This window comes from Tenacibaculum finnmarkense (assembly GCF_900239185.1).
Taxonomy (GTDB): Bacteria; Bacteroidota; Bacteroidia; order Flavobacteriales; family Flavobacteriaceae; genus Polaribacter; species Polaribacter finnmarkensis.
The window spans coordinates 148,548-175,053 of sequence record NZ_OENA01000053.1 but is presented as its reverse complement, the minus strand read 5'-3'; the positions used below and the strand labels follow the sequence as shown (position 1 = coordinate 175,053).

Genomic DNA, 26,506 nt, shown 5'->3' with positions numbered 1-26,506 from the left:
GCTTTAAATAAATTCTCGATACAATTTTTGAAAGAAAAAATCACTCGAACTGACAACATAAAAAATGAAAAAAGTAATTATAATTGGTGGCGGTGCTGCAGGACATTTTACAGCAATTAATGCAAAAGAACAAAATCCTGATTTAGATATTACCATTCTTGAAAAAGGAAAAGAAGTTTTACAAAAAGTAAAAATTTCTGGTGGCGGACGCTGTAATGTTACACACGCTTGTTTTGAACCGAAAGAATTAGTGAAATTTTATCCTCGAGGAGAAAAAGAACTTTTAGGTCCTTTTCATCAATTTATGACAGGCGATACTTTTGAATGGTTTGATGACAGAGGCGTTCCATTGAAAATTGAAGATGATAACAGAGTTTTTCCTGAAGAAAATACATCGCAAGTAATTATTGATTGTTTTCAAAATGCTGTTGATAAATTAGGAATTAAAGTCTTAAAAAATCATGGTGTAAATTCTATTGAAAAAAATAATGAACAATGGATTATCAACACAAAAGAACAACAATTTAAAGCCGATTATTTAGTAATTGCTGCTGGTAGTTCTAAAAAAGTTTGGGATTTATGTAAAACTTTAGAACATACTGTTGTTGAACCTGTTCCTTCATTATTTACCTTTAACATCAAAGATAAAAGAATTATAGATTTAGGCGGAATATCTGTTCCTAATGCGGATGTAAAATTAGTAGGAACAAATTTAGAAAATTCAGGACCTTTATTAATTACACATTGGGGATTAAGTGGTCCTGCAATTTTAAAATTATCAGCTTTTGGAGCACGTATTTTAGCTGATAAAAATTATCAATATAATGTTTTAGTAAATTGGTTAGGGCAAGATTTTGATGATGTTTTAGATACATTAACTGCCTTAAAGAAATCAGAAGCAAGAAAACAAATACATTTAAAATCGCCATTTGCTGATATTCCTCGTCGTTTATGGGAACGTTTTGTAAGCGCATCCGAAGTAAAAACAACCCAAAATTGGGGCGATTTAAGTAATAAGCAATTAGAGAATTTAGCAACGCAATTAACAAAAGGATTGTTTAACGCCAACGGGCGAACCACTTTTAAAGATGAATTTGTAACCGCTGGAGGCGTTGATTTGAAAGAAATTAACTTTAAACGTTTTGAAAGTAAACTACATAAAAACTTATTTATGGTTGGTGAAGTTTTAAATATTGATGCTGTTACTGGCGGATTTAATTTTCAAAATGCGTGGACTGGCGCATATATTTGTGCCAAAAGTATTTCGGAATAATTAGAGCCTGTTTAAAAATTAAATAAACTGTCAGTTCAAGTGATTTTTTCCTTCAAAAAAATTGTATCGAGAACTTTTTTAGTATAAAATTTATCAACATATAAAAATCCAAATTCTCGATACAATTTTAATTCTTTTTAGTCATTAAAATCACTCGAATTGACAAGAGTCATCAAAAAAAAGCTAATAACTGTGGTAAATTAGGATGCGAAACTCAAATAAATTCAGTTTGACGTTTATCTCTTTTGAAAAACACTTTTTTTAAAACTTAAAAAAGCTATAAAACAATAAAAAAGCCTTTTTCAAATTTGAAAAAGGCTTTTTTTATATAAATTAACAACGAAGTGTTAAAGCAAATTTTTAAGCGTTCGCCATTGCTTTTTTCGACTTTCTGTATGTAAAAGAATTGAAAATATTTCTTTTTCCAAAATTGTTTATCGATTTTGCGTTTACAAATTTGATAAATAATTTCTTACTAACACCAAAGTATTCATACGTATTACCATCAGTAAAAGTAACCTCTAAAGACATACTTTTATGTTGGTAATCAGCAACTCTTGATTCTGTAATAGTCGCTTTATAAGCATCAGCATGCGCTTCTTTCGTTTCAGGAGCAATACTTACTAAAAAATGATACCCATCAATAATTTGAGTACTTACTTCTTCCGCTTCTAATTTCTTTTCTTCGTCTAGAAATTTATCTGGATGCCACTCTTTTACCAATCCACGGTAAGTGGTTTTTAATTCTTTTAAAACTATAGGACCTTCTACCTTAAAAAGCTTCTTATATTCTTTTATACGTTTCATCTGTATGAAATAATTTAGCCCGCGAAATTACTCAAATTATCTGAATATGAGGCGCAAAGCTGTTAAAATTTAAAATTTTTTATTTTTTTTAGGAAAAATTCATGCTAAATACTTCAAAAACAATTCCTAATTTAATAACTCATAACCGTACCGTAATACAATAACTGAAATGTTTTCACCTCTAAAAGCAAGCAATTTAATGCCATCATAATACCATAATTAGATCTATCGGTAAAATGATACTCAAAATAATTTAATTGATTTTCTTCAAAATCATAATAAATGGTATCTGTTTTAAAATGATCTTTATAAAAATTGTCTAATTGCGATAATTTGTGTCCATTAATTTTTACTGCAAAGGCATATAAATCATCTATTTTTAATTTTAGTTTCCTTCCTTTAAAACTCAACTCATTATTACTTGTAAAAAGTATTTTTTTATACGCGTCTTCAGCCAACATATTGTATAAAATTTGCTCGGTATTTATTTCTTTCTGAAGCGTTTCTATGTATTTTGATAAAATATTAGATACTTTATTTAGCCCAGCAATTTTCAGTTTCGTATGCTGAAACATCAATGGTTTTTCTTGTGATTGTTTTTCAAAAAAAGCCGTTCTGCAAGAAATAATTTCATTGTTTATACGAATTGCCGTTGTGATTGATGTATGCGCCGAATAGCTAGTAAATTTATGCTGACTAAACCCACTAATCGATAGCAAAAAAAGAACCCTAAAAATAACACTACGCTTCATAAATATACAACTTAATTAAGCAGCTAATAAAAGAAAAATATTTTGGTTCGCTTGCGGTTATAAAACACAAACGAACCAAAGCAAAAATTATTCTTCTTCCTCTTCTCCTTCTTCCTGGTAACAGTTAAATACAATTGTATAGCCGTATTCTACCACTTCTTCGTATAATTCTTTTTGTTCTTGATCAACATCATTTATAGAATCGAGTGTAAAATACTCCTCCTCTATTTCTGTTAATTTCCATCCTTCATCTTTTATATAATATTTTGCAAGTTCAAGAGCGCCTGAAATATCTTTATAATCGATATACAAACTTACATAAGCCCCTACAACTTTATCATAATGTTCTGATGATTTCTTTGGTTTTGCTAAAGCATTTATTAAAAACATATTTTTATTTTTTAAGTTAAATTAAGCGATTTCTCCTCGGTGAGGCTTTAAAGCATCTCTAAAAATTTTCATATCATTTTCAGCGACAACAATAAAAGCAATACTGTGCATAGGATTCAATTCTTGGTGATTTACCTGATCATACTCCAAACCATCTATTTGCGCAAATTCTTTTAAATGAATGCAATGATGCTTTGCCGTGGCTAAGCCATCTGGTCCTTTAAAATCCCAAAGTAGTTTTATTTTCCTGCTCATATATCTTGTACTATTGTTACAAAACAAAAATACTTATTTAGATGCTAGAAACCGATTAAAAAATAATTTTATTGTTTAAATTTAATAATTTTTTGAAGCTATTTCCCGCTTTTCGCACTCGCTTTTTTTATTTTTCAAAAGAAAAAAATAAAAAAGAGCTCAAACAATTGCTACAATCGGGGCTAGGAATTTTAGTTAATTTTCAAAAATTAAACACTACTATTTTAATCAAAAAAAAGAAAGTCAAACTTTAAAAAATTAATTTTAAAATAACACTAACTACTTTTTTTTATTAAGTCACAAGGAAACTGTTAAATTTTTCTCAAAAACACTCATTAATATATACATTTTTACCCCATGCAGGTACTTTATTGATATTAATTAGGTAACAGCTATATTATTTAAGTTATTTGAGTAAATAATTTAAATTTTTTTAACATGAGAGTAACATTATTATGGCTACTTTTTCTTGTATCGCAGTTTACATTTGCACAAGAAAAAACGATATCTGGGGTAGTCTCAGATGAATCTGGAGGACTTCCAGGAGTTAGTATTATTATTAAAGGAACCACTACTGGTGTAGAAACTGATTTTGATGGTAATTATTCAATTAACGCTAAACAAAATGACATCCTTATTTTTAGTTTTGTAGGTAAAGCTACAACTCGTAAAACAGTAGGAGCTTCTAACAAAATTAATGTCGTATTAGCTGATGATGAAAACTTATTAAACGAAATTGTAGTTACTGCTTTAGGGATTAAAAGAAAATCAGATGAAATTACTACGGCAAATCAAGTAGTAAAAGCAGACGAAATTACCAAAGCTGAAGTACCTACGGTTACTCAAGGTTTAGTTGGTAAAGTTTCTGGTTTACAAATTAACACGACAAGTCAAGGTGCAAAACCAACTTTTGATTTAAGATTACGTGGTAATAGATCTTTAACTGGTAACAACAGTGCTTTAATCGTAATTGATGGTGCTATTTCTTCTAGTGTTGTATTAAACGCTTTAGATCCTAAATCTATCGAAAGTGTAAACGTTATAAAAGGTGCAAATGGTGCTGCTTTATACGGTTCTGACGGAAGTAACGGGGTATTAATCGTTACTACTAAAAAAGGAAATAATGACGGTAAATTTAGAGTAACAATTGGTACTTCTGTACAAGTTCAAGAATTAGCATATTTACCAGAAAGACAAACTACTTACGGTCAAGGTTGGGGTACTGGTATCAACTTAGCTGAAAATGGTGGTTGGGGTCCTGCATTTGATGGTTCACTACAACCTATTGGTGTAGCTGCTCCAGGATCTGCACAAATGTATGCGCCATACGTTGGAAATGCTGATAATATTAACGATTTCTTTAACACAGGTTTTCAAAGACAACATAATATTGGTCTTTCAACGGGTAGTTTAGCAGATGGTTATGTAAACTTTTCAGCTGGTTTATTAGATGTAACTTCTATTATACCTAATGAAAAATATAAGCGTAGTTCTTTTAATTTTAAAGCTGGTAAAAAAGTAGGGAAACTTACCGTAGATGGTGCTGTTTCTTATATTGTTGATAGTGAAAAAGTAGCAAGTTCAGAAACTGATCGTGGTGATAACTCTGTATATGGAGCTTTATTACAAACACCAACAAATATAGATGTTAATCGTTTTAAAGATCTTCAAGGTGATGAAAGAAATACACGTCACTGGAATTCATATTATTTAAGCCCTTCTTGGGTATTAGACAATGTAAGATCTACTACTAAAAGTGATATTATTAATACCTCTATAAACTTAGGTTATGAAATTAATGATAATATTAACTTTAGTGTTTTAGGAAATGCTGTTTTCCGCCAAACAAATAAAGAATACAAAAGAAATGCTTTTACCGAGCCAGTAGTACGAGTAGGTGATAGAACAGCTTCTTCAACTTTTTCTACTCGTAACAGAACAACAAGAGAAATTTATAGTAACTATAAATTTAATTTTGACTATAACTTAACAGAAGATATTACTTTTAAAGCAAATATTGGTGGTGATATTAGAGAATTTAACCGTAAATATTTATATTCATCAGTTGATAATTTAGCCATTGAATCTTTAGCAAATATCGCTTCTGGTGCTTCTGCTCCTTCAGTTACTGATGCTAAATATTTAAGAAGAGCTTTTGGTGTTTTTGGAAACTTTGATTTCGGTTTTAGAGATTATTTATTTTTAAACCTTACAGGTAGAAATGATTGGACTTCTAAATTATCGAAAGACAACAATTCATTCTTTTATCCATCAGCAGGGGTATCTTTTGTACCAACAAAAGCATTTCCTAGTTTAAAAAATGATGTATTAAACAAAATGAAATTATCATACTCTTTCGTAAAAGTTGGTAATGACGCTGCAGGTACTTATGCTATTAATGCTATTTATGAAAAGCCAGATGCTTTTCCTTATGGAACTGTTACTTCTTTTCGTCCTGACAGAACTATTACAGACCCTAACTTAACACCTGAGTTTACAGCTTCTCATGAATTTGGATTAAATGTAGATTTATATAGAAGTCGTATTACTTTAGATGCAAGTGTGTTTTCATCTAAAAATACTGATCAAGTTGTTCAGGTTGCTGCATCTAGAGCGAGTGGTCTTACAACTGCAGGTATTAATATTGGACAAACTTCTTCTACTGGTTTTGAAATTGATTTAGGTTTCGTTCCTATTAAAACTGAAGATTTCCGTTGGGATCTTAGAGCTAGTTACTCAACAAATAAAACTGTCGTTGATAAAATTTCAGATTCATTAGACGAAATTGTAATTTCTAACGATAATTCTGTTGATATTGTAGCTCAAAAAGGACAAGAATTCCCTTTAATTAAAGGTATTGCTTACCAAAGAGATGACAAAGGAAGAGTTATTATAGATGCTAATACAGGAAACCCTTTACAAACAGATGCTAAAGTAGTATTAGGAAAAGTTACTCCTGATTATGTTTTAGGATTATCTTCTAGTTTTAACTATAAAAACTTTTCTTTATCAACAACACTTGATTATAGAACAGGACATAGTATTTACAGTAGTGTAAAACAAGAATTATCAAGAAACGGTTTAGCTGTTGAAACAATTCAATCGGGTCGTAAAGGTTTTATATACCCTAACTCTGTAATAAAAGGTGCCGACGGAAAATTCACTCCTAATACAAACGTTATTACTGGAGGAACAACTGCAAATTCTATTACAAATTACTACACAGGTAGTTTTAACGATACACAAGAGAACTTTGTTTTAGATGCAACTGCTTTAAAAGTACGTGAAATTTCATTAAGCTATGATATGCCAAAAGACTTCTTAAAAAACACAGGAGTTAGTACTTTACAGATAGGTTTAAGCGCAAGAAATCCTTTTGTTATCTTATCTAAAGAAAACAGAGGTTTTACAGATCCTGAGTATAATTCTACAGGTGGTGATAATTCAGCAAATGCTGGTGGAGCTGCAAGGTATGATTTATTACCTCCTACAAGGTATTATGGGCTTAGTGTTAACTTATCTTTATAAAATTAAATTATGAAATTATTTAGAAATATATTATTAGGAACCGCCGTTATTTCATTAGGGGCATGTTCTGATTACTTAGATGTAAATACGGATTTAAACAATCCTACACAAGTAACAAAAGGAATTCAATTACCAGCTGCTTTACTTGATTCTTATTCAGGAAAAGTTGTAAATGGAAACATTTACGGAAACGTATTAATGGGGAGTTGGTCTGGTAACATTCTTAACTTTACAGGAGCTTATGACCCATGGACTAAGTTAGATATTAAAACTGGTGATGTTTCTTGGTTATGGAACTCTATGTATTTAGGAGTTTCTGAATTAGACAATATTATTCAAACAAGTACGCCTGGTGTAGATGATTATTATAAAGCAATTGCTTTAATTAATAAATCTTTTTACATGCAAACAATTGTTGATTTATGGGGTAACGTACCTTATTCTGAAGCTTTTAAAGGAGGTAAAAACTTATCGCCAGCTTACGATGATCAGAAAGAAATTTATCGTGCATTAGTTGCTAACTTAAACCAAGCGATTTCTTTAATTAATAATGCAGACCCTGTTCTTTCTAACATTCCTAGTACAGCAGAAGAAACAGATAAAGAAACAGGTGTTGTAATAACCCCAAGTATATCTCAAGATATTGTATATCAAGGAGACATGACCAAGTGGGTTAAATTAGCAAACACCGTTAAATTACGTCTTTTAGTAAGACAGTCTGATTTAACGGATGCTGAAACAGTAGCTCACATCAATAAAGAAAAGGCTTCTTTAACTCAAAATGGAGGTTTAATTGGCGTAGGAGAAACTGTTACTATAAACCCAGGATTTAACAATTCTAACGAAGACAAAAACAGCCCGTTTTATAATCGTTTTCACGATTCTGAAGGAAAAACCAACAATTGGTACGCACAGTCTGCTGCTGCTCAGCATGCTATTAATTTTTTAAATGGAAATTTAACAGGAGTTGCTGACCCTCGATTAAAAACACTTTATAATAGTTTTAAAAATGATGCTGGAGATGACGAATATGCAGGTATTAAGCAAGGTGCGTTAAAAGCAGAGTCGCCTAAAAAAGTATCTAGTATTGGAGCAATTCCTTTTAAAGGAGGCGCTGAAGCTAATGGTATTTTAATTAGTTCGGCACAATCATTATTCTTACAGTCAGAGGCAGTAACTAAAGGATTAATTTCAGGAGATGCTAAGGCATTATTTGAAAGTGGTGTTAGAGAATCACTTAGTCACCACGGTATTACTAGTGACGAAATTGAAGCTTACATGTCTAAAATTAGCACAATTAATAAATTAGGTTGGGATGCTTCTACGAATAAAATAGAAGCAATTATGACTCAAAAATGGATTGCTTTAAATAGTGTAAATGCTATTGAATCTTTTATTGAGTATAGCCGTACCGGATTTCCTGCTACTCCGATGCCTTTAAGAGCAACTAGTAATAAAAAACCAAATCGTTTTCCTTATCCAGATTCGGAATACTCAGGTAACACTGCTAATGTAACTGCTCAAGGGGTGTCTCAAAATGATATTTTTACCAAAACGATATTCTGGGATACTACAAAATAATTTTTTAAAATTAGAAAAAAAATGAAAACAATTAAAATAACACTATTTTTTATAGTAGCGCTACTTGCTTTTTCTGCATGTCAAGAAGATCAAGAGTTTACTAGTGTCGATAAAAACGGAGCCTACATCGTAGGTTTTGAAGGAGCTAAAACAATTTCTCATTTTGAAGATAAAGGAGCTGTAGTATCAAAAATCCCTCTTAAATTCTTAGGAGGAGGAGATGGTCAATTTTTGAAAGAAGATTTAGAGGTAACAATTAAGGTTCTTGCAGATAAATCTTCAGCAACAGAAGGTACTGAATTTTCTTTAGAGACTAAAAAAGTTACACTTAAAGCAGGTGATGATTTTGCACTAATCCCTTTAACAGTAAATACAGGTTCTTTAAATTTATCTGTTCCTTCTAAAGTAGTTTTAGAAATTAGCATTGAACAAGGTAATAATGTTGTAATAGGATCTAATAACAACCAAATTGCAATAACTTTTGTTGGATGTAAAGCAAATGTTGAAGATTTTACTTACGATAACAAAATGGTAGGTGCTAAATACGATGGATCTCCTTTATTGATAGATTATCCTGGAGAAGCTATTGTTTTACACGATGGAACACCTAACTTATACAGAACAGAATCAACTTATAAATGGGGAGTAGGTTCTTTGAGCCCTGCGAAGTATGATGGTTTTATATTTGAAGTTATTTGTGGTGAAGTATTTATTAAAGATCAACAACTAGGAGGTCATTGGGGTAATGTAGTTCAATCTTTAGACGGAGATGCTTCAACTAAAGCAGGTGAAGTTGATGCAGATGGAAATATTACTATTGAATACAAAGTTGTTTTTGATGGAAAATTCTATAAAGTAAAAAGTACATATACTAAAAAATAAATTAAAATAATGATGAAACATATTTTATATAAAACAGCCTCAATAGCTCTTATAGGGCTAGCGATGGCGTCATGTGACCCAGAATTCACAGAAACAGGCATGTTAACAACAGAGGATAAAAGACCTGTTGCTACAGCTTCTGTATCTTCTTTACTAATAGAAGAAGGGAAAGATGCTACTATTAAATTTACCCTTGATAAAGCAATTATTGAACCTTCTATCTTATTAGTTTCTGTAGTAGGGGCTGAAAACGATGAAGAAAACAACCAGGTTTTAGAAGATTTATCTTTAAACATTCAAGATCAAACATCTTCATCTCTTGAGCAGGGTCGAGGTTTTGAATTAAAAATTCCTGCTTATGCTACAGAAGTAGAGCTTAATATTTCAGCTCTTGTAGATAGTTATAGTGAAGGTAATGAGAAACATGTATTACGTATTGAAGATCACACATACAATCGTGTGAAAACAAGCAAAGAAGGAAATCCTATTTTTATACCTATTACAATTAAAGATATTCCTAGTTTAGATTTAGCTATAAACCATGAAAGTGTATTAGGACCAAACGGAACTGATTTATGTGAAGCAGGAGTTGAATTTTACTTATACTTAGTAAGTGCTGATGGTACTTATATTGATCCTGTTCAAGATGACTGTTCTTCAAAATTCACATTAAATGCAAACACTTTAAAAAGTGGTGAATATACTATTGAAGGATACATTGGAGGTTATGGTGATTTTCCTAGAGATCCAGTTGTTAATTTAACTGTTCCTTTTAGTATGGGTGTAGCGAAGAAAGCATCTAATTCTGTAAATTTAACATTTAATACTGCTAATGATAAATGGACTGAATTTGTAGATGCAGGAACTGTAACTGTAAATGAGGATTCTACGTATATCGTAAAAGATGCTAATGGAAAAGTTTTAGTAGATACTACTAAATAATATTATATAATTATTTGAATTAATATATTTTATTTATTACTAAAAAGGCTGTCTTTAAAAAGACAGCCTTTTTTTATTTTCAAATAACTGCTACAAAACATATCTTTGTTATAAATAGCAACAAAATTGAATACAGCAGATTTTATTTCAAAAAAAGTAACAGAAACAATTCAAAAAGCCACTTACACTTGGCAAACACCTAGTAATATCGCCTTGGTAAAATATTGGGGAAAAAGCGAACCGCAAATCCCTAAAAATGCGTCTATCAGCTTTACGCTAAATAATTGCCATACCATTACTACTATTGAATTTGAAAAAACAGCAAAAAGCAATACCCCTACTTTTGAGTTATTTTTCGAAGGAAAAAAGAAAGAAGATTTCAAGCCGAAAATTGCTAAATTTTTTGAAAGAATACAAGAATACTGCCCGTATATTTTAGACTATAAAATGATTATTTCTTCTGAAAATTCATTTCCTCACAGTAGCGGAATTGCATCATCAGCAAGTGGAATGTCGGCAATTGCCATGTGTTTATTGAGCTTAGAAAAAGCCTTAAACCCTGCTTTAACTGCCGATTTCATCCATAAAAAAGCCTCTTTTTTAGCCCGTTTAGGTTCTGGAAGCGCTAGTAGAAGCATAGAAGGAAAATTAGTAGTTTGGGGAAAACATCCTCAAATTGAAGGAAGTTCTGATTTATTTGCCGTTAAATTTCCTTATAAAATACATCCTATTTTTGAAAATTATTGCGACACCATTTTATTGGTCGATAAAGGCGAAAAACAAGTTTCATCTACCGTTGGGCATAATTTAATGCACGAGCATCCCTACGCCGAACAGCGTTTTATACAAGCAAATGAAAACCTGTCGAAATTGTCTGAAATTCTTCAAAACGGTAAGATCAACGAATTTATCACTTTAGTAGAAAGCGAGGCGTTAACCTTGCACGCAATGATGCTTACTAGCAACCCGTATTTTATATTGATGAAACCAAATACGCTTGAGGTTATCAATAAAATATGGGAATATAGAGCCCAAAATAATAGCAATATCTGTTTTACTTTAGATGCTGGGGCAAATGTTCATGTATTATATCCTGAAAACGAAAAGAAAAATGTGGAGCTGTTTATCAAAAATAAGCTAGCCGATTATTGCCAAAAAAATCAGTATATTACAGATTATGTAGGTTTGGGAGCTAAGGAAATACATGCTTAATTGATCAAAAAACATGAAAAAATCAACAATAACAATCCTGTTATTTTTGAGCTTATTAAGCACTGCTGTTAGCGCTCAAAAAACAATTTGGCTCGATAAAAATAAGCAAGAAACCGTTAAAGAAAATCATGAATATTACAGTATTCAAGAATTTAAAGGCACGCTAAAAACATTTTATAAAACAGGTCAGCTTTTAGAGCAAGGAAAATATAACAACAATCAAAAACAAGGCGTTTGGAAAACCTTTTACAAAAACGGCAAAATAAAAACCAAAGGAAAGTACCGAAACAACAAAAAAATAGGGGTTTGGAAAACTTTTTACAAAAACGTGTACTAGTTTGTAAACTAACAGTTTTACCTGTACTTTTGCAAAGTAATTAAAACAGCTATGAAAGGACCTTTATTTTACGCAAAAATATTACTTTTTGGAGAATACGGAATTATTAAAGACTCAAAAGGCTTGGCAATTCCTTTTAATTCTTATAAAGGCGTATTAAAATCAGCCAATACCTTAACAGGGGAAGCTCAAAAATCAAACGCTAATTTAGCAAAGTTTCAAGAATATTTAAGTACGCTAAATTCTGATATTGTTTGTTTTGACACAGCATCGTTTAAAAATGATATTGACAAAGGAATGTATTTCGATTCGTCTATTCCTCAAGGCTATGGCGTTGGAAGTTCAGGTGCTTTAGTTGCCGCTATTTACGATAAATATGCCGCTGATAAAATTACCGTTTTAGAAAACTTAACCCGTGATAAATTATTAGTTTTAAAACAAGTTTTTTCATTAATGGAATCTTTTTTCCACGGAAAAAGCTCTGGTTTAGATCCGTTAAACTCGTATTTAAGTTTGCCAATTTTAATCAACTCGAAAGAACATATTGAAGCTGCCGGGATTCCTTCTCAAAAACAAGGAAAAGGCGCTGTTTTCTTATTAGATTCTGAGCAAGCAGGAAAAACCGAACCGATGGTTAACATCTTTATGAACAAGATGAAAAACGAAGGATTTCGAAAAATGCTAAGCGAAGAATTTTCATTACATACCGATGCCTGTATTGATGATTTTTTACAAGGAAACGTAAAATCGTTATTTGGCAACGTTAAAAAATTATCAAAAGTTGTTTTAACAAATTTCAAACCGATGATTCCTACGGCATTTCATAAAATTTGGGAAAAAGGAATTCAAAGCAACGAATACTACTTAAAACTTTGCGGTTCTGGTGGCGGTGGTTATATTTTAGGATTTACCGAAGATTATGAAAAAGCAAAAACAAGCTTAAAAGACTATAAATTAGAATTAGTGTATCGATTTTAAGATGTATTTTTATGGATAGGCTATCAGCAAAAATAATTGTAAAAAAACTATTCAGCCTTCTATCAGTAGTTAGAGGTTATAATATATTAGTACTAATAGCAGCCCAATATTTGGCTGCTATTTTTATTTTTTCTGATCAAAAATCAATCAAACCCGTACTTTTTGACTGGCATTTATTGTACCTAGTTATTGCCACTATTTGTGTGGTTGCGGCAGGCTATATTATCAATAATTTTTATGATAAAAATGCTGACAAAATAAACCGCCCCATAAAAACAAGCTTAGATTCTTACGTAAAACAAGAAACGAAATTATCCATCTATTTTTTTTTAAATTTTACAGGTTTTGGCTTCGGATTATTAGTTTCTTGGAGAGCCGCCTTCTTTTTTGCTGTTTATATATTTAGTATTTGGCTATATTCTCATAAGCTTAAAAAACATCCTTTTACAGGCTTAATAAGCGTTACTACCTTAACCATACTTCCTTTTTTTGTGCTTTTTGTACATTATAAAAATTTTTCAAAAGTAATTTTCGTACATGCTATTTTTTTATTTTTAATTATATTAATTCGTGAATTGATTAAAAATTTAGAAAACATTAAAGGCGCTATTATTAATAATTACAACACATTTCCTGTAAAATATGGCGAAAAAAACACCAAAAAATTAATCATTTTATTAATGTTTTTAACCCTTGCCCCTATTTGTATTTTATTTAATTATCCCGCTATCGAATACATGAAATATTATTTCTATTTAGCCGCATTTGTTTTAATATTTATTGGTTTTTACACTTGGAAGGCAAGCAAAACAAACCAATACCGTCTGTTACACAACATATTAAAAGTATTATTATTAATAGGCGTATTTAGTTTACTTTTTATTGATAAGACTTTAATTTTAGATAAAGTAGTTACTGCTTTAGATTAAAAAATCATATAATTAACCTATATTTGCACCCTTTTTAAAAATACATTATGAACTCAAAAAACTCGTCGAGAGGACGACAGGCTGACAAGAACAGCAATCCTCGTGAAAAAAAATCATCTGACAGAAATAGAACATCTTCTAGATCGGACAGAAGTTCTTCTGATAGAAACAGTGGTTCTTCAGAAAGAAACAGATCTTCTTCGGATAGATCATCTGATAGAAACAGAACATCTTCTGATAGATCATCTGATAGAAACAGAACATCTTCTGATAGATCATCTGACAGAAACAGAACTTCTTCTGATAGACCTGATAGAAACAAGACATCTTCGGACAGACCTGTTAGAAAATCATCAGAAAAGCCAAGATTTGCAACTAGTTCTTCGGATAACAAAAAACAGTTTAGAAGTGATGCCAGAAAACCAGCCGTTGAGCAAGTATGCAAGGATGATACCGCAGGAATTCGTTTAAATAAATACATTTCTAACTCAGGAATTTGTTCTCGTAGAGAAGCCGATACTTATATTGAACACGGAAGTGTTTTTATAAACGGAAAAATTATAACTCAAATGGGGTATAAAGTACAACCTGGCGATGAAGTTCGTTTTGATGGTACTTTAATTTCTATCGAAAAAAAGCGTTATATTTTATTAAACAAGCCTAAAAACTATATTACTACCATGGAAGATGAACGTGGGCGTAAAACAGTAATGGAACTTGTAGATAATGCGACCAAAGAACGTATTTATCCTGTTGGAAGATTGGATAGAAACACCACTGGTTTATTATTATTTACAAACGATGGGGAGTTGGCAAAAAAATTAACACATCCAAAACATAACGTGCGTAAATTATACCACGCTTCTTTAGATAAAAAATTGTCAATTTCTGATTTAGACAAATTACGTGACGATGTTGTTATTGAAGGTAAAAAAGTTTTTATTGATGCCGTTTCTTATGTAGAAGGTGAAAGAAAAACCGAAGTTGGTATTGAAATTCACTCTGGAAGAAATAGAATTGTACGTAAAATATTTGAAAACTTCGGATACGCAGTTTCAAAACTAGACCGTGTTATTTTTGCAGGAATGACTAAACGTAATTTACCTCGTGGTAGATGGCGTGAGTTAACCGAGCAAGAAGTAAACACTTTAAAAATGTTATAAATATTGCTTTAAAACATATTTTAATAAAAAATCCCGAATGTAAAATTCGGGATTTTTTTTGCTTTGTTATTACTGTTTTTTCACTGTTTTATGATCGTCTTGAATTTCTTCACTTCTATATTTACAACATCCGTGTAAATCATTATAAGCTTCCGAACTTGCTTTTATCGCCTTGGTATCATGCCCTGCATTGGCTACTTTTTGTTGAATAGTAGCAACATCGGTTTTACGCTGATTAATAATTAATTTTAACTCATGTGTGTTCACATTCCAATTTGCATATTTTACACCTTTACAATTTAAAGCGGCTTTTTCAATTCGATTTTTACACATTTTACAAACGCCATCAACTTCTAAAGAAATTTTAGCATTTTTGTTCTTTTTTTGTGCCGATAAAGACACACTCATTAATAAAATTACGAATACTATTGCTATTTTTTTCATCTTAAATTGTTTTATTTTTATTTTATAATTTCGTTTTAATCACTTTTGATTTAGGCTACTCTATTTTAAATCGTAAACCTGCATAAAAATTACTTCCAAATATGGGCGCATATATCATTGTTGTATCAAAATTTGCAGCAAACGGATTTTCACTTCCTTGAATCGGGTTTTCTTGTTTGTAATTTGTTATATTTTCAGCTCCTGCATAAATTTCAAACTTCTTTGAAAATACCTTGGTTATTTGTGCGTTTAACAAGTTGTAACTTTCTGAATATTTAGGCTGATTTACTACTGAATTCACTTGACTGTTTGGCAAGCGTTGCTCGCCTATCCAATTATAGGTTGCGTCAAATTTCCAATGGGCATCATTTTCTTTTTTAGGTGTTTCGTACGATACATTTGCAAAAAATCGATGTTTAGCCTGTAAAGCTTTATCTAAATTTCCTGATTTAAAATCAGTATTTACATCGTAATGTTTGTAGGAAAAACGCGTATTAAAAAAAGGAATTATATTTTGATTTACTTCTAATTGAAAGCTATTTGCAACGCTTTTTCCGTTTAAATTATAAAATGCTATTTCCTGCGGATTTTCCCAATCAACAACAACTTGACTCGTAAAATCTGTTCGATAAAAATCAAAAGTAACATCTCCTTTTTTACCAAATAATTTATATCCTTGTAAAAAAGATACGCCATAATTCCAAGCCGTTTCAGGATTTAAACCATACAACTCTTCGCCTTGATTTTCTATTTTTAAAGCTCTTGATGAGGCAAAAAACTGTTGATTTTCGGCAAAAATATTCGCACTTCTTTTCCCTCTTCCTACCGATGCTCTAAAAACTCCTTTTTCCCAAGCCGTATAACGAATGTGTAAACGTGGCGTTAAAAAAGTTCCTAATAAATTATGAGTATCAATTCTTAAACCAGCGGTAATACTCAAATTTTCAGAATTATCATACACATATTCAAAGAAAGCACCGAACGAATTTTCTTTTCTATCAAAATTTTGAGCGTTGCTTACTTTTATAAATTCATCGTAAGCATCGTACGTAAAATTGATCCCTGTTTTAAATTTACTGCGAGTATCGCCAATAATTGAATTGAAAATAAGGTTGCTATAAAAACTTTGATGTTGAATATTATAATCTCTTAACCCAAAATAAGAATCTTGTTTATGATTGCTATAAGCCGCTTGAAAACCCATGCTTTGAAAAGGTAAATCAGGAAAAACATAGCCTAATTTAGTAGAAGCATCAAAACGATTTGTGTTAATTTCACTTCCCCAAATAGTAGCAGAACCTTTGTCTGTATCAGGATTAAACGCTAGTTGTCCTAGTTGTTTTTTATCCTCTAAATATCTAAAATTGACAAAACTAATCCATCCTTTTTCGGCATCGACATATTGCCAGCGATTCATTATATTTACTTGTTTTGCTAGCGGATTGTCTAAAAAACCATCGTCATTTTTATCAAACTTCTGATTTCTAGAATTTCCGTGGATATAAAGCCCTGTTTGCCATTTATCGCTTACTTTTTGATTAAAATGCGTGTTAAACTCTAGCCTTCCTCCTGCTGAACCGTAAATATTTGCAAAAAATCGATAGTTTGTAAACGGTTTTACCAATTCGGCATTTATTTGCCCAGAAATACTTTCATATCCATTAACAACACTTCCTGCTCCTTTGGTTATTTGAATACTTTCTACCCAAGTTCCTGGCGTAAAAGAAAGCCCAAATGCTTGCGATGCGCCTCTAATAGATGGAATATTCTCTTGAGTTATTAACAAATACGGGCTTGTTAAACCTAACATTTGAATTTGTTTTGTACCTGTTAAAGCATCCGAAAAATTAACATCAATCGATGGGTTTGTTTCAAAACTTTCAGCCAAATTACAGCAAGCTGCTTTTAATAATTCGGCACTATTAATGGTTACTAAATTTTGCGATGTTAAATAGGATTTTTGAGTCGCACTTTTTTTAGATGTAACAATTACTTCATTTAAATTGTTACTTTCCGTTAAAAAATGATGAATTGGTTTTAAATTATTTATAGTAATTGTATCCATTTTATAGCCGACAAAACTTACTACTAATTTTTTATAGGATTTTTTATACGGAATTGTAAACCAGCCTTTTTGATTGGTTGTAACGCCTATATTTGTGTTTAACCAATGGATATTTGCACCGTAAACACCTAAATTATTTTTTGGATTATCTTTGTTCATAATCATGCCTTTAAATTCATTTTGAGAAAAGACAACAGCAGAAATCAGTATAAAAATACCGAGTATATTTATTTTCATAATTTTATATTATTAAATTCGACAAGATTTTATGGCGTATTTATAAGGCATTTAATACATTAAAATGCCGTAAATACTTAAAAAAAATGCTAAATCATATAATAAAAACTTCGTGAAGTACCTGAATATCAGTAATTAAATCAGGAGGTAAATAATATTGATGTGTTGCTAATTGCGTTTCAATTTCTTGAAATAACAATTGATAAGAGGCGTGAAAAGCAACAAATAACTTGACGGTTTCAAAGCTTATTTTAGTAGAAGAAACTTTTTGTAAATCGTCCTGCCCATCAATTTGATACACCTCATCTTTACAGCATTTCTTTTTTTTAATTAGCGTTTCACAAGTATTTTTAGTTACTAATGTACCGCAATTATCAGCTTCACCTAAATAAGAAATATCTACTAAAAAATCACCACAATAATGTTTTTCTACCGTAAATGAAAAGGTAGAAATCAATACTAGCAAGGCTAATATAATGGTTGCTATTTTTGTAAATAGTTGGTTCATTGCATACAAAGATACGAAAAATTAAAAAGCTATTTTTGTAAATAATTGTTAAAGCTATTTTTAAGAGCCTGTTTAAATTTTATTAAAAATAAGTTTTATATCAGAAAAATAAGAAATCGAATCCATCAAACTGAATTTATTTCAATTTCGCATCCTGATTTGCCGTGATTTTTAGTTTTTTTTGATAGATTCTTGTCAATTCGAGTGATTTTAATGACTAAAAGGAATTAAAATTGTATCGAGAATTTGAATTATTTTATCTTAATTTATTTTGAGGTTAAAAAAGTTCTCGATACAATTTTTTTGAAGAAAAAAAATCACTCGAACTGACAGCTTATTTAATTTTTAAACAGGCTCTAAAAAAAGTATTTCTTTATCTTGCAAAGATAAAATCGAATTTAAAAAGATATTAAAAATTAATATAATGAACCTACACGAATTAAAAAACAACATTGATATCATTGCCGAAAAAAACAATTCTAAAGAAGAAAAATTACAAGAAATTTGTGATTATTTAGCTTCAGAAATTTCATATTATGACTGGGTTGGATTCTATTTTAAAAACGGCGATAAAGACGAACTGAAATTAGCACAGTTTAATGGCGAACCTACCGATCATACCATTATTCCTTTCGGAAAAGGAATTTGCGGGCAAGTGGCGGTTAGCAATGAAAATTTTGTAGTGCAAAATGTGCAAGACCAAGACAATTATATTTCTTGTGGATGGAAAGTGAAATCGGAAATTGTGATTCCTATTTTTGTTGATAATCAAAACATCGGACAAATTGATATTGATTCGCACACCGTAAATCCTTTTACTGCCGATGATGAATCTTTGTTAGAATATACCTGTAAAAAAGTGGCTTTATTTATCTAAAGAAAAAACATTTAGTGCCTTTTTAAACTGCTTTTTTAAACAGGATTAAAGCTAAAAAACACTTCAAAATTGACACAAATTTTTGAGGTGTTTTTGTTTGGTAACAATCCAAAATATTTATTGCGTAACCATTAGCGTTTTAGTAGCTTTGCGTGCTTAACAACACAACAACAATGAGCAATACAAAAACAATCAAGTCTGCCCTAATTTCAGTATTTCACAAAGATGGATTAGCACCAGTGGTAAAAAAACTGAATGATTTAGGCGTAACTATCTACTCTACAGGTGGAACAGAAACTTTTATAAAAGAATTAGGTATTAATGTAGTACCTGTTGAAGAGGTTACTTCATACCCTTCTATTTTAGGTGGACGTGTAAAAACATTACATCCAAAGGTTTTTGGAGGTATTTTAAATCGTCAAGATCATGATGGTGATGTTGCTGAAATGAAAGAATATAACATTCCTCAATTAGATTTAGTAATTGTTGATTTATATCCTTTTGAAAAAACAGTAGCTTCTGGAGCTCCTGAACAAGATATTATTGAAAAAGTAGATATCGGTGGAATTTCATTAATCCGTGCAACGGCAAAGAATTTTAAAGACACGGTAATTGTTTCATCAATGGAACAGTACGAAAGTTTTTTAAATTTAATTACTCAAACTAACGGAAACACAACAATTTCTGATAGAAAAAAATTAGCTGCTAAAGCTTTTAATATTTCTTCTCATTACGATACCGCTATTTTTAATTATTTTAATGAAGATGAAGTTGTTTACAAAGCAAGTGAAACCACTTCTAAAACTTTAAGATACGGTGAAAACCCACATCAAAAAGGGTATTTCTTTGGTGATTTAGACGCAATGTTCGATAAATTACACGGAAAAGAATTAAGCTACAACAATTTATTAGATGTTGATGCTGCTGTAACTTTAATCAATGAATTTAAAGGAGAAGCGCCAACATTTGCTATTTTAAAGCATAATAATGCTTGTGGTTTTGCACAAAGAGACACTATTTATCAAGCATATACCGATGCCTTAGCGGGTGATCCTACTTCTGCTTTTGGTGGTGTTTTAATTTCAAACACTAACGTAGATAAAGCTACTGCTGAAGAAATTCATAAATTATTTTGTGAAGTAGTAATCGCGCCTTCTTTTGATGATGATGCTTTAGCTATTTTAAAAGGGAAGAAAAACAGGGTATTGTTAATTCAAAAAGAAACTGCTTTACCTACACAAACCGTTAGAACTGCTTTGAATGGTGTTTTAATACAAGATAAAGATATGATTACCGATAAATTAGAACATTTATCGTATCCTACAAATACTAAACCATCAGAAAATGAGTTAGATGACTTGTTATTTGCCTCTAAGCTATGTAAAAACACCAAATCGAACACTATTATTTTAGTAAAAAACAAGCAATTGTTAGCTGGTGGAACAGGGCAAACAAGTAGAGTTGATGCCTTAACACAAGCAATTACCAAAGCAAAAACGTTCAATTTTGATTTAAACGGAGCGGTAATGGCAAGTGATGCTTTTTTCCCGTTTCCTGATTGTGTAGAAATTGCAAAAAATGCAGGAATACAAAGTGTAATTCAGCCAGGGGGTTCTATTAAAGATCAATTAAGTATCGATTACTGTAATGAGAACAATGTTTCTATGGTTTTTACAGGAACAAGACATTTTAAACATTAATTTATATTGAATGTAAATTACCCACAGATTTTCATTAAATTTGTGATATTACATTAAAAACAAGTAAAAACAACGGACTTTATATGGGATTCTTCGATTTTATGACGGAAGATATTGCAATCGACTTAGGTACTGCAAATACACTTATAATCCACAATGGAAAGGTTGTCATTGACAACCCTTCTATTGTTGCACGTAACCGATTAACTGGTAAAATTATTGCTACCGGTCATGAAGCTAGCAGAATGCAAGGGAAGACTCATGAAAATATAAAAACAATTCGTCCGTTGAAAGATGGCGTAATTGCAGATTTTCAGGCATCCGAAGAGATGATTAAAGAGTTTGTGAAGCAAATCCCTGCTATAAAAAAACGATTTTTCCCGCCTTCATTACGAATGGTTATTTGTATTCCTTCAGGAATTACAGAGGTTGAAAAACGTGCCGTTATTGACTCAGGAAGACACATGAATGCCAAGGAAATTTTTTTAATTTTCGAACCAATGGCAGCAGCTATCGGTGTTGGTATTGATATTATGGAACCCAAAGGAAATATGATTATTGATATCGGTGGTGGTACCACTGAAATTGCAGTAATTGCACTTGCGGGTATTGTATGTGATCAATCGGTAAAAGTTGCGGGTGATTTATTTACCAACGACATTATGTATTATATGCGCACGCAGCACAATTTATACGTAGGAGAAACTACTGCCGAAAGAATTAAAATACAAATAGGTTCTGCTACCGAAGATTTAGAAAGTCCACCTGATGATATGATGGTGCAAGGGCGTGATTTATTAAGCGGAAAACCAAAACAAGTACAGGTTTCTTATAGAGAAATTGCCAAGGCGTTAGACAAATCAATATTACGTATTGAAGATGCGGTAATGGAAACTTTATCAAAAACACCACCTGAATTAGCTGCCGATATTTATAATAGTGGTATTTATTTAGCCGGTGGAGGTTCTATGCTTCGTGGATTAGATAAGCGTTTGTCTCGTAAAACAGATTTACCCGTTTATGTAGCCGAAGATCCTTTACGTGCCGTGGTACGTGGAACAGGAATTGCCTTAAAAAACCTTGAAAAATACAAATCTGTATTGATCAAATAAATTTTGAATGATTATTTATGCAACAGCTTCTTTATTTCCTTCAGAGGTATAAAAACTTCTTGTTTTTTCTATTTCTAGAAATTATTGCTGTTGCATTAATTATCAACAATCATTCTTTTCATAGAAGTAAATTTATCAGCTCTACAAATTTTATTACAGGCGGATTTTATGAAAAATCAGCCAATTTCTCTGAATATCTATATTTAAAAAGCCGCAATAAAGAGCTTTCTCTTGAAAACAGCATTCTTAAAAATAAACTAGAAGTACTTGCTACTATTGTTGATACCGTCAATATAGATACGTTAAATTCAACGCAACAGTTTTTATATATCAATGGAAAAATAAATAACAATCCTTACAATAATATTGATAATTTTATAACTATAAACCGTGGTAGTAATCATGGAGTTACCAAAGAAATGGCGGTTATAAATAGCAAAGGAATTATAGGTATTACCGACAATGTTGGTAGTAAATATTCAAGAGTTCAATCTATTTTAAACTCTAAAAGTAAAATTAATGCAGGGTTTAAAAACAATAATTATTACGGAACTTTAAAGTGGAATGGTAACAATTATAACACCGTACAACTAACCGATATTCCTCGTCAGGCAGTTTTAAAAATTGGCGACACGATTGTTACAGGCGGAAAATCTACTATTTTTCCTAAAGGAATTCCTATAGGAAGTATTCGTAAAATACCTGAAAAATTATCGGCAGCAAATACTATTGATATTAAATTATTTAATGATATGGCTAACTTAGGGCATATTTACATTGTTACAAACCTTGATAAAGAGGCAATTAAAAGCATCGAAAACAACAATGAATAAAACCATTTACATCCTCTTTTTATTTGTTTTTTTATTATTACTACAAGTATTAGTATTAAATAATGTTTTGTTTTTAGGCTATATAAATCCTTATTTATACATCTGTTTTGTTTTTTTATATCCTTTAAAATCAGATCGATTTTCTTTTTTAAGCTTGGCTTTTTTATTAGGTTTAGGTGTAGATGCTTTTTCCAATTCAGGAGGAATACACGCTTTTTCAATTTTATTTATTGCCTATATTAGGTTGTTTTTTATCAAAAAAATATTTAAAAAAAACGAACCTGATTATTTATTATTCAGCTTACGGTTAGAAACTTTTGATAAGGTATTTAATTACACATTAATTTTAACACTTGTACATCACTTTATCTTATTTAGTTTGATTAATTTTAGTTTTTACAATATCACTAAAGTGCTTTTAAACACCTTATATTCTAGTATCTTTACATTAACATTGTATTTCTTAGGAAGTTTTATCTTTAGAAAAAAATTAAAATAAAAAAATACAAAACCCTCCCCTATTACTATTTATTGAACAATACATAAAGTATCAGAAATGAAACGAAGTTTTTTACTCCTATTTTTAATTACGCTAGTTGGAGTCATTTATATAGCAAGGTTATTTCAATTGCAAATTATTGAGGGTGCAAATATTAATCCGATACAAAGTTCTGCCGTAAAAATTGAATATGACTATCCTGAACGCGGCTATATTTATGATCGAAATGGAAAATTATTAGTAGCAAACCAGTTATCGTACGACGTAATGGTCGTTCCTAAAAACGTAACTCATTTAGATACCTTAGAGTTTTGTAATCTTTTAAAAATCGATGTAAAAAGCTTTAAAAAACGCTTTAAAAAAGCCGAAAATTTTGCCCGTTGGTTGCCTTCTGTATTTTTAAAACAATTGGCAAAAGAAGATTTTGCATATCTACAAGAAAAACTACCAAAATACAAAGGATTTTATATCCAAAAACGTATTATTAGAGATTATCCTGTTAAATCAGCAGCAAATATTTTAGGATTTATTGCCGAGGTAAACGAACAAAAAGCAAAAACAAATAATTACTATGAGCAAGGAGAGCTGATAGGGAAAATGGGCGTTGAAAAACAATACGAAAAAATTCTTAGAGGTGTTAAAGGTCGAAAATTCTTCAAAAGAAATAATTTAAATAAAATTACAGGATCTTACAAAAATGGATTGTACGACACCCTTGCGGTAACCGGTAAAGATTTAACCCTAACCATTGATAGTGAACTTCAAGCGTATGGAGAGCTTTTAATGACAGGAAAAAGAGGTGGTATTGTAGCAATTGAGCCAAAAACAGGCGAAATTTTAGCCCTTGTAACCGCTCCTTCTTATGATCCTAACTTATTAGTTGGAAGAAAACGCTCGCCCAATTCTGTAAAATTATTTAACGACACTATTAATATGCCTACTTTTGATAGAGGGCTTCAGGCAATGTATCCTCCAGGATCACCCTTTAAAATACTCAACGGATTAATCGGTTTGCAAGAAGAGGTTATTGATAAAGATTTTGGCGTTTTTTGCCATCATGGATACAGATACGGTAAAGGTAAAAGACAATTAATGGCGTGTCATTGTGGTATTACAGGAAGACCTATTCGTTTAAAAACAGCCATTGCAAAATCGTGTAACAGTTATTTTGCAACTACATATAAAAAAATTATCGACAAAACAGGCGATCCAAAAATAGGAATGGATACCTGGAACAAACACGTAGAAAGCTTTGGTTTAGGTAATTTTTTAGGATATGACTTACCTGTTGGAAGAAAAGGAGCTATTCCTGATGCCGCATTTTATAACAAATGGTATAAAAACAGGTGGAGCGCTACCTATACAATTTCAAATGCAATTGGTCAAGGAGAAATACTAACTACGCCAATGCAATTGGCGAATATGACTACTGCAATAGCTAATAAAGGCTATTTTCATACGCCTCATGTTGTTAAAAAAATTGATAATAAAGCTATTATAGACACTCTTTATACCGCCAAAAGACACACTACCATAGCTCCAAAACACTTTCCAATTGCTATTCAAGCAATGCACGAAGTATTTACCAACGGAACCGCAAGAGGAAGCCAAGTAAAAGGCATTGAAATTTGTGGAAAAACAGGAACTTCCGAAAATAAAACAAAAATGGTCGATGGTAAAAAAGTACAAGCAAAAGACCATTCTATATTTATTGCTTTTGCACCAAAAGACGATCCTAAAATTGCCATTGCTATTTTTGTTGAAAATGGAGGATACGGTTCAACAATAGCAGCACCAATAACGAGTTTATTGATTGAAAAATACCTTACCGGAAAAATTTCAAGAAAATATGTAGAAAACCGTATGATAAAGATGAGTCTTCAAAAAGAATATGAAAAATTAATTAAAAAAAACGATAGCCTTGCGTCAGGAACGAAATAATATTTTTGAGAACATCGATTGGTTGCTAATTTTACTATACGTAGTGCTTGTTGGCTTCGGATGGATGAATATTTACGCCTCATCATCAACAGATACTACCCGACAATTTTTTGATTTTTCAACCAAATATGGAAAACAATTTATTTTTATAGGACTCAGTATTCCACTAATAATTTTGATTCTTTTTTTTAATTCAAAATTTTACGAACGATTCGCTAGTGTTCTATACGTGCTTTCGTTAGTGCTATTAGCAGGGGTTTTTATCTTCGGAAAAAAAATTAATGGCGCAACTTCTTGGTATAATTTTGGTGGAATCGGCTTACAACCTTCCGAATTTTCAAAAGCATTTACAGCACTAGCATTAGCCAAATTAATTAGTGATAGAAAATATAATTTTAAACTACTTAAAAATCAATTAAAAGCATTTTTACTTATCTTTTTACCCGCTATTCTAATTGCCTTTCAACCTGATATGGGCTCTGTTTTAATTTACTTCTCTTTCTTTTTCGTTTTAAACAGAGAAGGTTTAACCTTAAATTATATTGTTTTTGGAACTGTTTCAATTATTTTATTTATTCTAACAATCTATTTCGGTGCAAATTGGATTCTTTTCAGCTGTTTACTACTTATTAGCTCAGGACTTGCTCGTGGATTTTATAAAGACAAGCGATTTTTAAGGTTCAATGCAATTAAAATAATATCATTATACTTATTTACAACCTTATTTATTTACGGTATCGGATATACCTATGAAAACGTATTAGAACCACATCAAAAAGACCGATTTGATATTTTATTAGGAAAAACTACCGACCTTAAAAACAAAGGATATAACACCTATCAATCAAAATTAACCATTAGTTCGGGGGGTTTAGTTGGTAAAGGATTTTTACAAGGCGACAGAACTCAAGGGAAATTTGTACCCGAACAAGAAACCGATTATATTTATAGCACTGTAGGCGAAGAATGGGGCTTTTTAGGCAGTTCCACCGTAATTATAGTATTTATGTTATTACTTTATCGAATTATTTATTTAGCAGAAAATCAAACCAATAAATTTGGGCGGGTATATGGCTACGGCATCGCTTCTATTATATTTTTTCATATTGTTGTAAATATTGGAATGGTCATCGGTTTATTACCTACTATTGGTATTCCGCTGCCCTTTTTTAGCTACGGAGGTTCATCTTTATGGGGTTTTACCGTACTATTATTTATTTTTATCCGCCTAGATGCGCACAAGAAATATGATTTTTAAAAA

The 26,506-nt window shown here is 31.1% G+C and carries 24 protein-coding genes; 17 read left to right on the top strand and 7 right to left on the bottom strand.

The genetic code is table 11. The features are described 5' to 3' along the window. Positions 1 to 64: 64 nt before the first annotated feature. Positions 65 to 1,273: a BaiN/RdsA family NAD(P)/FAD-dependent oxidoreductase gene (locus AQ1689_RS06660; protein WP_101955575.1), complete on the top strand. Its 1,209-nt coding sequence runs from the start codon at positions 65 to 67 to the stop codon at positions 1,271 to 1,273. 360 nt (positions 1,274 to 1,633) lie between these two features. On the opposite strand, the gene AQ1689_RS06655 is transcribed toward AQ1689_RS06660, so the two are convergent. The 4 genes from AQ1689_RS06655 to AQ1689_RS06640 form a co-directional block, all read right to left on the bottom strand. Then, entirely contained in the window at positions 1,634 to 2,080 is a 447-nt protein-coding gene (locus tag AQ1689_RS06655; RefSeq protein WP_101914913.1) for a KTSC domain-containing protein, read from the bottom strand. Between the two features lie 131 nt (positions 2,081 to 2,211). Further along, positions 2,212 to 2,832 carry a hypothetical protein gene (locus tag AQ1689_RS06650; RefSeq protein ID WP_101955574.1) on the bottom strand — a complete coding sequence of 207 codons (621 nt, stop codon included), beginning with the start codon at positions 2,830 to 2,832 and terminating at the stop codon, positions 2,212 to 2,214. 87 nt (positions 2,833 to 2,919) lie between these two features. Then, positions 2,920 to 3,222: a hypothetical protein gene (locus tag AQ1689_RS06645; RefSeq protein WP_101955573.1), complete on the bottom strand. Its 303-nt coding sequence runs from the start codon at positions 3,220 to 3,222 to the stop codon at positions 2,920 to 2,922. Between the two features lie 21 nt (positions 3,223 to 3,243). Further along, on the bottom strand, positions 3,244 to 3,477 hold the full coding sequence (locus tag AQ1689_RS06640) for a hypothetical protein (RefSeq protein WP_058885834.1): 234 nt from the start codon (positions 3,475 to 3,477) through the stop codon (positions 3,244 to 3,246). Positions 3,478 to 3,915: 438 nt separating this feature from the next. Between AQ1689_RS06640 and AQ1689_RS06635 the strand changes: the two genes are divergently transcribed. The 9 genes from AQ1689_RS06635 to AQ1689_RS06595 all read left to right on the top strand — a co-directional run bounded on the left by AQ1689_RS06635 (position 3,916) and on the right by AQ1689_RS06595 (position 15,029). After that, positions 3,916 to 7,005 carry a SusC/RagA family TonB-linked outer membrane protein gene (locus tag AQ1689_RS06635; protein ID WP_101955572.1) on the top strand — a complete coding sequence of 1,030 codons (3,090 nt, stop codon included), beginning with the start codon at positions 3,916 to 3,918 and terminating at the stop codon, positions 7,003 to 7,005. Between the two features lie 9 nt (positions 7,006 to 7,014). Next, positions 7,015 to 8,586 carry a SusD/RagB family nutrient-binding outer membrane lipoprotein gene (locus AQ1689_RS06630; RefSeq protein ID WP_101955571.1) on the top strand — a complete coding sequence of 524 codons (1,572 nt, stop codon included), beginning with the start codon at positions 7,015 to 7,017 and terminating at the stop codon, positions 8,584 to 8,586. Positions 8,587 to 8,607: 21 nt separating this feature from the next. Continuing rightward, positions 8,608 to 9,468: a hypothetical protein gene (locus tag AQ1689_RS06625; protein ID WP_101955570.1), complete on the top strand. Its 861-nt coding sequence runs from the start codon at positions 8,608 to 8,610 to the stop codon at positions 9,466 to 9,468. A 9-nt stretch (positions 9,469 to 9,477) separates the two neighbouring features. Then, positions 9,478 to 10,410 (top strand): hypothetical protein, encoded by a 933-nt coding sequence (locus tag AQ1689_RS06620; protein WP_145993634.1) that lies wholly within the window; start codon positions 9,478 to 9,480, stop codon positions 10,408 to 10,410. Between the two features lie 126 nt (positions 10,411 to 10,536). Next, positions 10,537 to 11,622: a diphosphomevalonate/mevalonate 3,5-bisphosphate decarboxylase family protein gene (locus tag AQ1689_RS06615; RefSeq protein WP_101914920.1), complete on the top strand. Its 1,086-nt coding sequence runs from the start codon at positions 10,537 to 10,539 to the stop codon at positions 11,620 to 11,622. A gap of 13 nt (positions 11,623 to 11,635) precedes the next feature. Beyond that, entirely contained in the window at positions 11,636 to 11,959 is a 324-nt protein-coding gene (locus AQ1689_RS06610) for a toxin-antitoxin system YwqK family antitoxin (protein WP_101955569.1), read from the top strand. Positions 11,960 to 12,010: 51 nt separating this feature from the next. Then, positions 12,011 to 12,937, top strand: a complete 927-nt coding sequence (locus AQ1689_RS06605) for a mevalonate kinase family protein (protein ID WP_058885841.1) — start codon at positions 12,011 to 12,013, stop codon at positions 12,935 to 12,937. A gap of 11 nt (positions 12,938 to 12,948) precedes the next feature. After that, positions 12,949 to 13,866: a geranylgeranylglycerol-phosphate geranylgeranyltransferase gene (locus AQ1689_RS06600; protein WP_101955568.1), complete on the top strand. Its 918-nt coding sequence runs from the start codon at positions 12,949 to 12,951 to the stop codon at positions 13,864 to 13,866. 47 nt (positions 13,867 to 13,913) lie between these two features. Then, entirely contained in the window at positions 13,914 to 15,029 is a 1,116-nt protein-coding gene (locus AQ1689_RS06595) for a pseudouridine synthase (RefSeq protein ID WP_101955567.1), read from the top strand. Positions 15,030 to 15,098: 69 nt separating this feature from the next. On the opposite strand, the gene AQ1689_RS06590 is transcribed toward AQ1689_RS06595, so the two are convergent. The 3 genes from AQ1689_RS06590 to AQ1689_RS06580 all read right to left on the bottom strand — a co-directional run bounded on the left by AQ1689_RS06590 (position 15,099) and on the right by AQ1689_RS06580 (position 18,283). Continuing rightward, a complete protein-coding gene (locus AQ1689_RS06590) occupies positions 15,099 to 15,473 on the bottom strand; it encodes a heavy-metal-associated domain-containing protein (RefSeq protein ID WP_101914924.1) in 375 nt (124 codons plus the stop codon). 55 nt (positions 15,474 to 15,528) lie between these two features. Next, on the bottom strand, positions 15,529 to 17,775 hold the full coding sequence (locus tag AQ1689_RS06585; RefSeq protein ID WP_180947546.1) for a TonB-dependent receptor: 2,247 nt from the start codon (positions 17,773 to 17,775) through the stop codon (positions 15,529 to 15,531). A gap of 94 nt (positions 17,776 to 17,869) precedes the next feature. Then, positions 17,870 to 18,283, bottom strand: coding sequence for an HYC_CC_PP family protein (locus AQ1689_RS06580; protein ID WP_101955565.1), 414 nt, complete (start codon positions 18,281 to 18,283; stop codon positions 17,870 to 17,872). Between the two features lie 424 nt (positions 18,284 to 18,707). On the opposite strand from AQ1689_RS06580, the gene AQ1689_RS06575 reads away from it, so the two are divergent. From AQ1689_RS06575 to rodA, 7 genes are all read left to right on the top strand, one after another. Then, positions 18,708 to 19,160 (top strand): GAF domain-containing protein, encoded by a 453-nt coding sequence (locus AQ1689_RS06575; RefSeq protein ID WP_101914927.1) that lies wholly within the window; start codon positions 18,708 to 18,710, stop codon positions 19,158 to 19,160. Positions 19,161 to 19,333: 173 nt separating this feature from the next. Continuing rightward, positions 19,334 to 20,860: a bifunctional phosphoribosylaminoimidazolecarboxamide formyltransferase/IMP cyclohydrolase gene (gene purH, locus AQ1689_RS06570; RefSeq protein WP_101955564.1), complete on the top strand. Its 1,527-nt coding sequence runs from the start codon at positions 19,334 to 19,336 to the stop codon at positions 20,858 to 20,860. An 83-nt stretch (positions 20,861 to 20,943) separates the two neighbouring features. Further along, positions 20,944 to 21,972 (top strand): rod shape-determining protein, encoded by a 1,029-nt coding sequence (locus AQ1689_RS06565; protein ID WP_101914929.1) that lies wholly within the window; start codon positions 20,944 to 20,946, stop codon positions 21,970 to 21,972. Positions 21,973 to 22,031: 59 nt separating this feature from the next. Beyond that, positions 22,032 to 22,805 carry a rod shape-determining protein MreC gene (mreC, locus tag AQ1689_RS06560; RefSeq protein ID WP_232112220.1) on the top strand — a complete coding sequence of 258 codons (774 nt, stop codon included), beginning with the start codon at positions 22,032 to 22,034 and terminating at the stop codon, positions 22,803 to 22,805. After that, positions 22,798 to 23,304 carry a rod shape-determining protein MreD gene (gene mreD, locus AQ1689_RS06555; protein WP_101914931.1) on the top strand — a complete coding sequence of 169 codons (507 nt, stop codon included), beginning with the start codon at positions 22,798 to 22,800 and terminating at the stop codon, positions 23,302 to 23,304. The genes mreC and mreD overlap by 8 nt, the downstream gene beginning before the upstream one ends. A gap of 57 nt (positions 23,305 to 23,361) precedes the next feature. After that, a complete protein-coding gene (gene mrdA, locus AQ1689_RS06550) occupies positions 23,362 to 25,245 on the top strand; it encodes a penicillin-binding protein 2 (RefSeq protein WP_101914932.1) in 1,884 nt (627 codons plus the stop codon). Next, a complete protein-coding gene (gene rodA / locus AQ1689_RS06545) occupies positions 25,226 to 26,503 on the top strand; it encodes a rod shape-determining protein RodA (protein ID WP_101914933.1) in 1,278 nt (425 codons plus the stop codon). Before mrdA ends, rodA begins: the two co-directional genes overlap by 20 nt. The last annotated feature ends 3 nt before the right edge of the window (positions 26,504 to 26,506 follow it).

Excerpts from the sequence above, each read along its gene's own strand:
- purH (WP_101955564.1), top strand. The coding sequence starts at position 19,334 with ATGAGCAATACAAAAACAATCAAGTCTGCCCTAATTTCAGTATTTCAC.
- AQ1689_RS06600 (WP_101955568.1), top strand. The coding sequence starts at position 12,949 with ATGGATAGGCTATCAGCAAAAATAATTGTAAAAAAACTATTCAGCCTT.
- AQ1689_RS06605 (WP_058885841.1), top strand. The coding sequence starts at position 12,011 with ATGAAAGGACCTTTATTTTACGCAAAAATATTACTTTTTGGAGAATAC.
- AQ1689_RS06575 (WP_101914927.1), top strand. The coding sequence starts at position 18,708 with ATGAACCTACACGAATTAAAAAACAACATTGATATCATTGCCGAAAAA.
- mrdA (WP_101914932.1), top strand. The coding sequence starts at position 23,362 with ATGAAACGAAGTTTTTTACTCCTATTTTTAATTACGCTAGTTGGAGTC.
- AQ1689_RS06660 (WP_101955575.1), top strand. The coding sequence starts at position 65 with ATGAAAAAAGTAATTATAATTGGTGGCGGTGCTGCAGGACATTTTACA.
- AQ1689_RS06655 (WP_101914913.1), bottom strand. The coding sequence starts at position 2,080 with ATGAAACGTATAAAAGAATATAAGAAGCTTTTTAAGGTAGAAGGTCCT.
- AQ1689_RS06580 (WP_101955565.1), bottom strand. The coding sequence starts at position 18,283 with ATGAACCAACTATTTACAAAAATAGCAACCATTATATTAGCCTTGCTA.
- AQ1689_RS06610 (WP_101955569.1), top strand. The coding sequence starts at position 11,636 with ATGAAAAAATCAACAATAACAATCCTGTTATTTTTGAGCTTATTAAGC.
- mreD (WP_101914931.1), top strand. The coding sequence starts at position 22,798 with ATGAATAAAACCATTTACATCCTCTTTTTATTTGTTTTTTTATTATTA.
- AQ1689_RS06620 (WP_145993634.1), top strand. The coding sequence starts at position 9,478 with ATGATGAAACATATTTTATATAAAACAGCCTCAATAGCTCTTATAGGG.
- AQ1689_RS06595 (WP_101955567.1), top strand. The coding sequence starts at position 13,914 with ATGAACTCAAAAAACTCGTCGAGAGGACGACAGGCTGACAAGAACAGC.
- AQ1689_RS06650 (WP_101955574.1), bottom strand. The coding sequence starts at position 2,832 with ATGAAGCGTAGTGTTATTTTTAGGGTTCTTTTTTTGCTATCGATTAGT.
- AQ1689_RS06565 (WP_101914929.1), top strand. The coding sequence starts at position 20,944 with ATGGGATTCTTCGATTTTATGACGGAAGATATTGCAATCGACTTAGGT.
- AQ1689_RS06585 (WP_180947546.1), bottom strand. The coding sequence starts at position 17,775 with ATGAAAATAAATATACTCGGTATTTTTATACTGATTTCTGCTGTTGTC.
- AQ1689_RS06635 (WP_101955572.1), top strand. The coding sequence starts at position 3,916 with ATGAGAGTAACATTATTATGGCTACTTTTTCTTGTATCGCAGTTTACA.
- AQ1689_RS06630 (WP_101955571.1), top strand. The coding sequence starts at position 7,015 with ATGAAATTATTTAGAAATATATTATTAGGAACCGCCGTTATTTCATTA.
- AQ1689_RS06625 (WP_101955570.1), top strand. The coding sequence starts at position 8,608 with ATGAAAACAATTAAAATAACACTATTTTTTATAGTAGCGCTACTTGCT.
- AQ1689_RS06640 (WP_058885834.1), bottom strand. The coding sequence starts at position 3,477 with ATGAGCAGGAAAATAAAACTACTTTGGGATTTTAAAGGACCAGATGGC.
- AQ1689_RS06590 (WP_101914924.1), bottom strand. The coding sequence starts at position 15,473 with ATGAAAAAAATAGCAATAGTATTCGTAATTTTATTAATGAGTGTGTCT.
- AQ1689_RS06645 (WP_101955573.1), bottom strand. The coding sequence starts at position 3,222 with ATGTTTTTAATAAATGCTTTAGCAAAACCAAAGAAATCATCAGAACAT.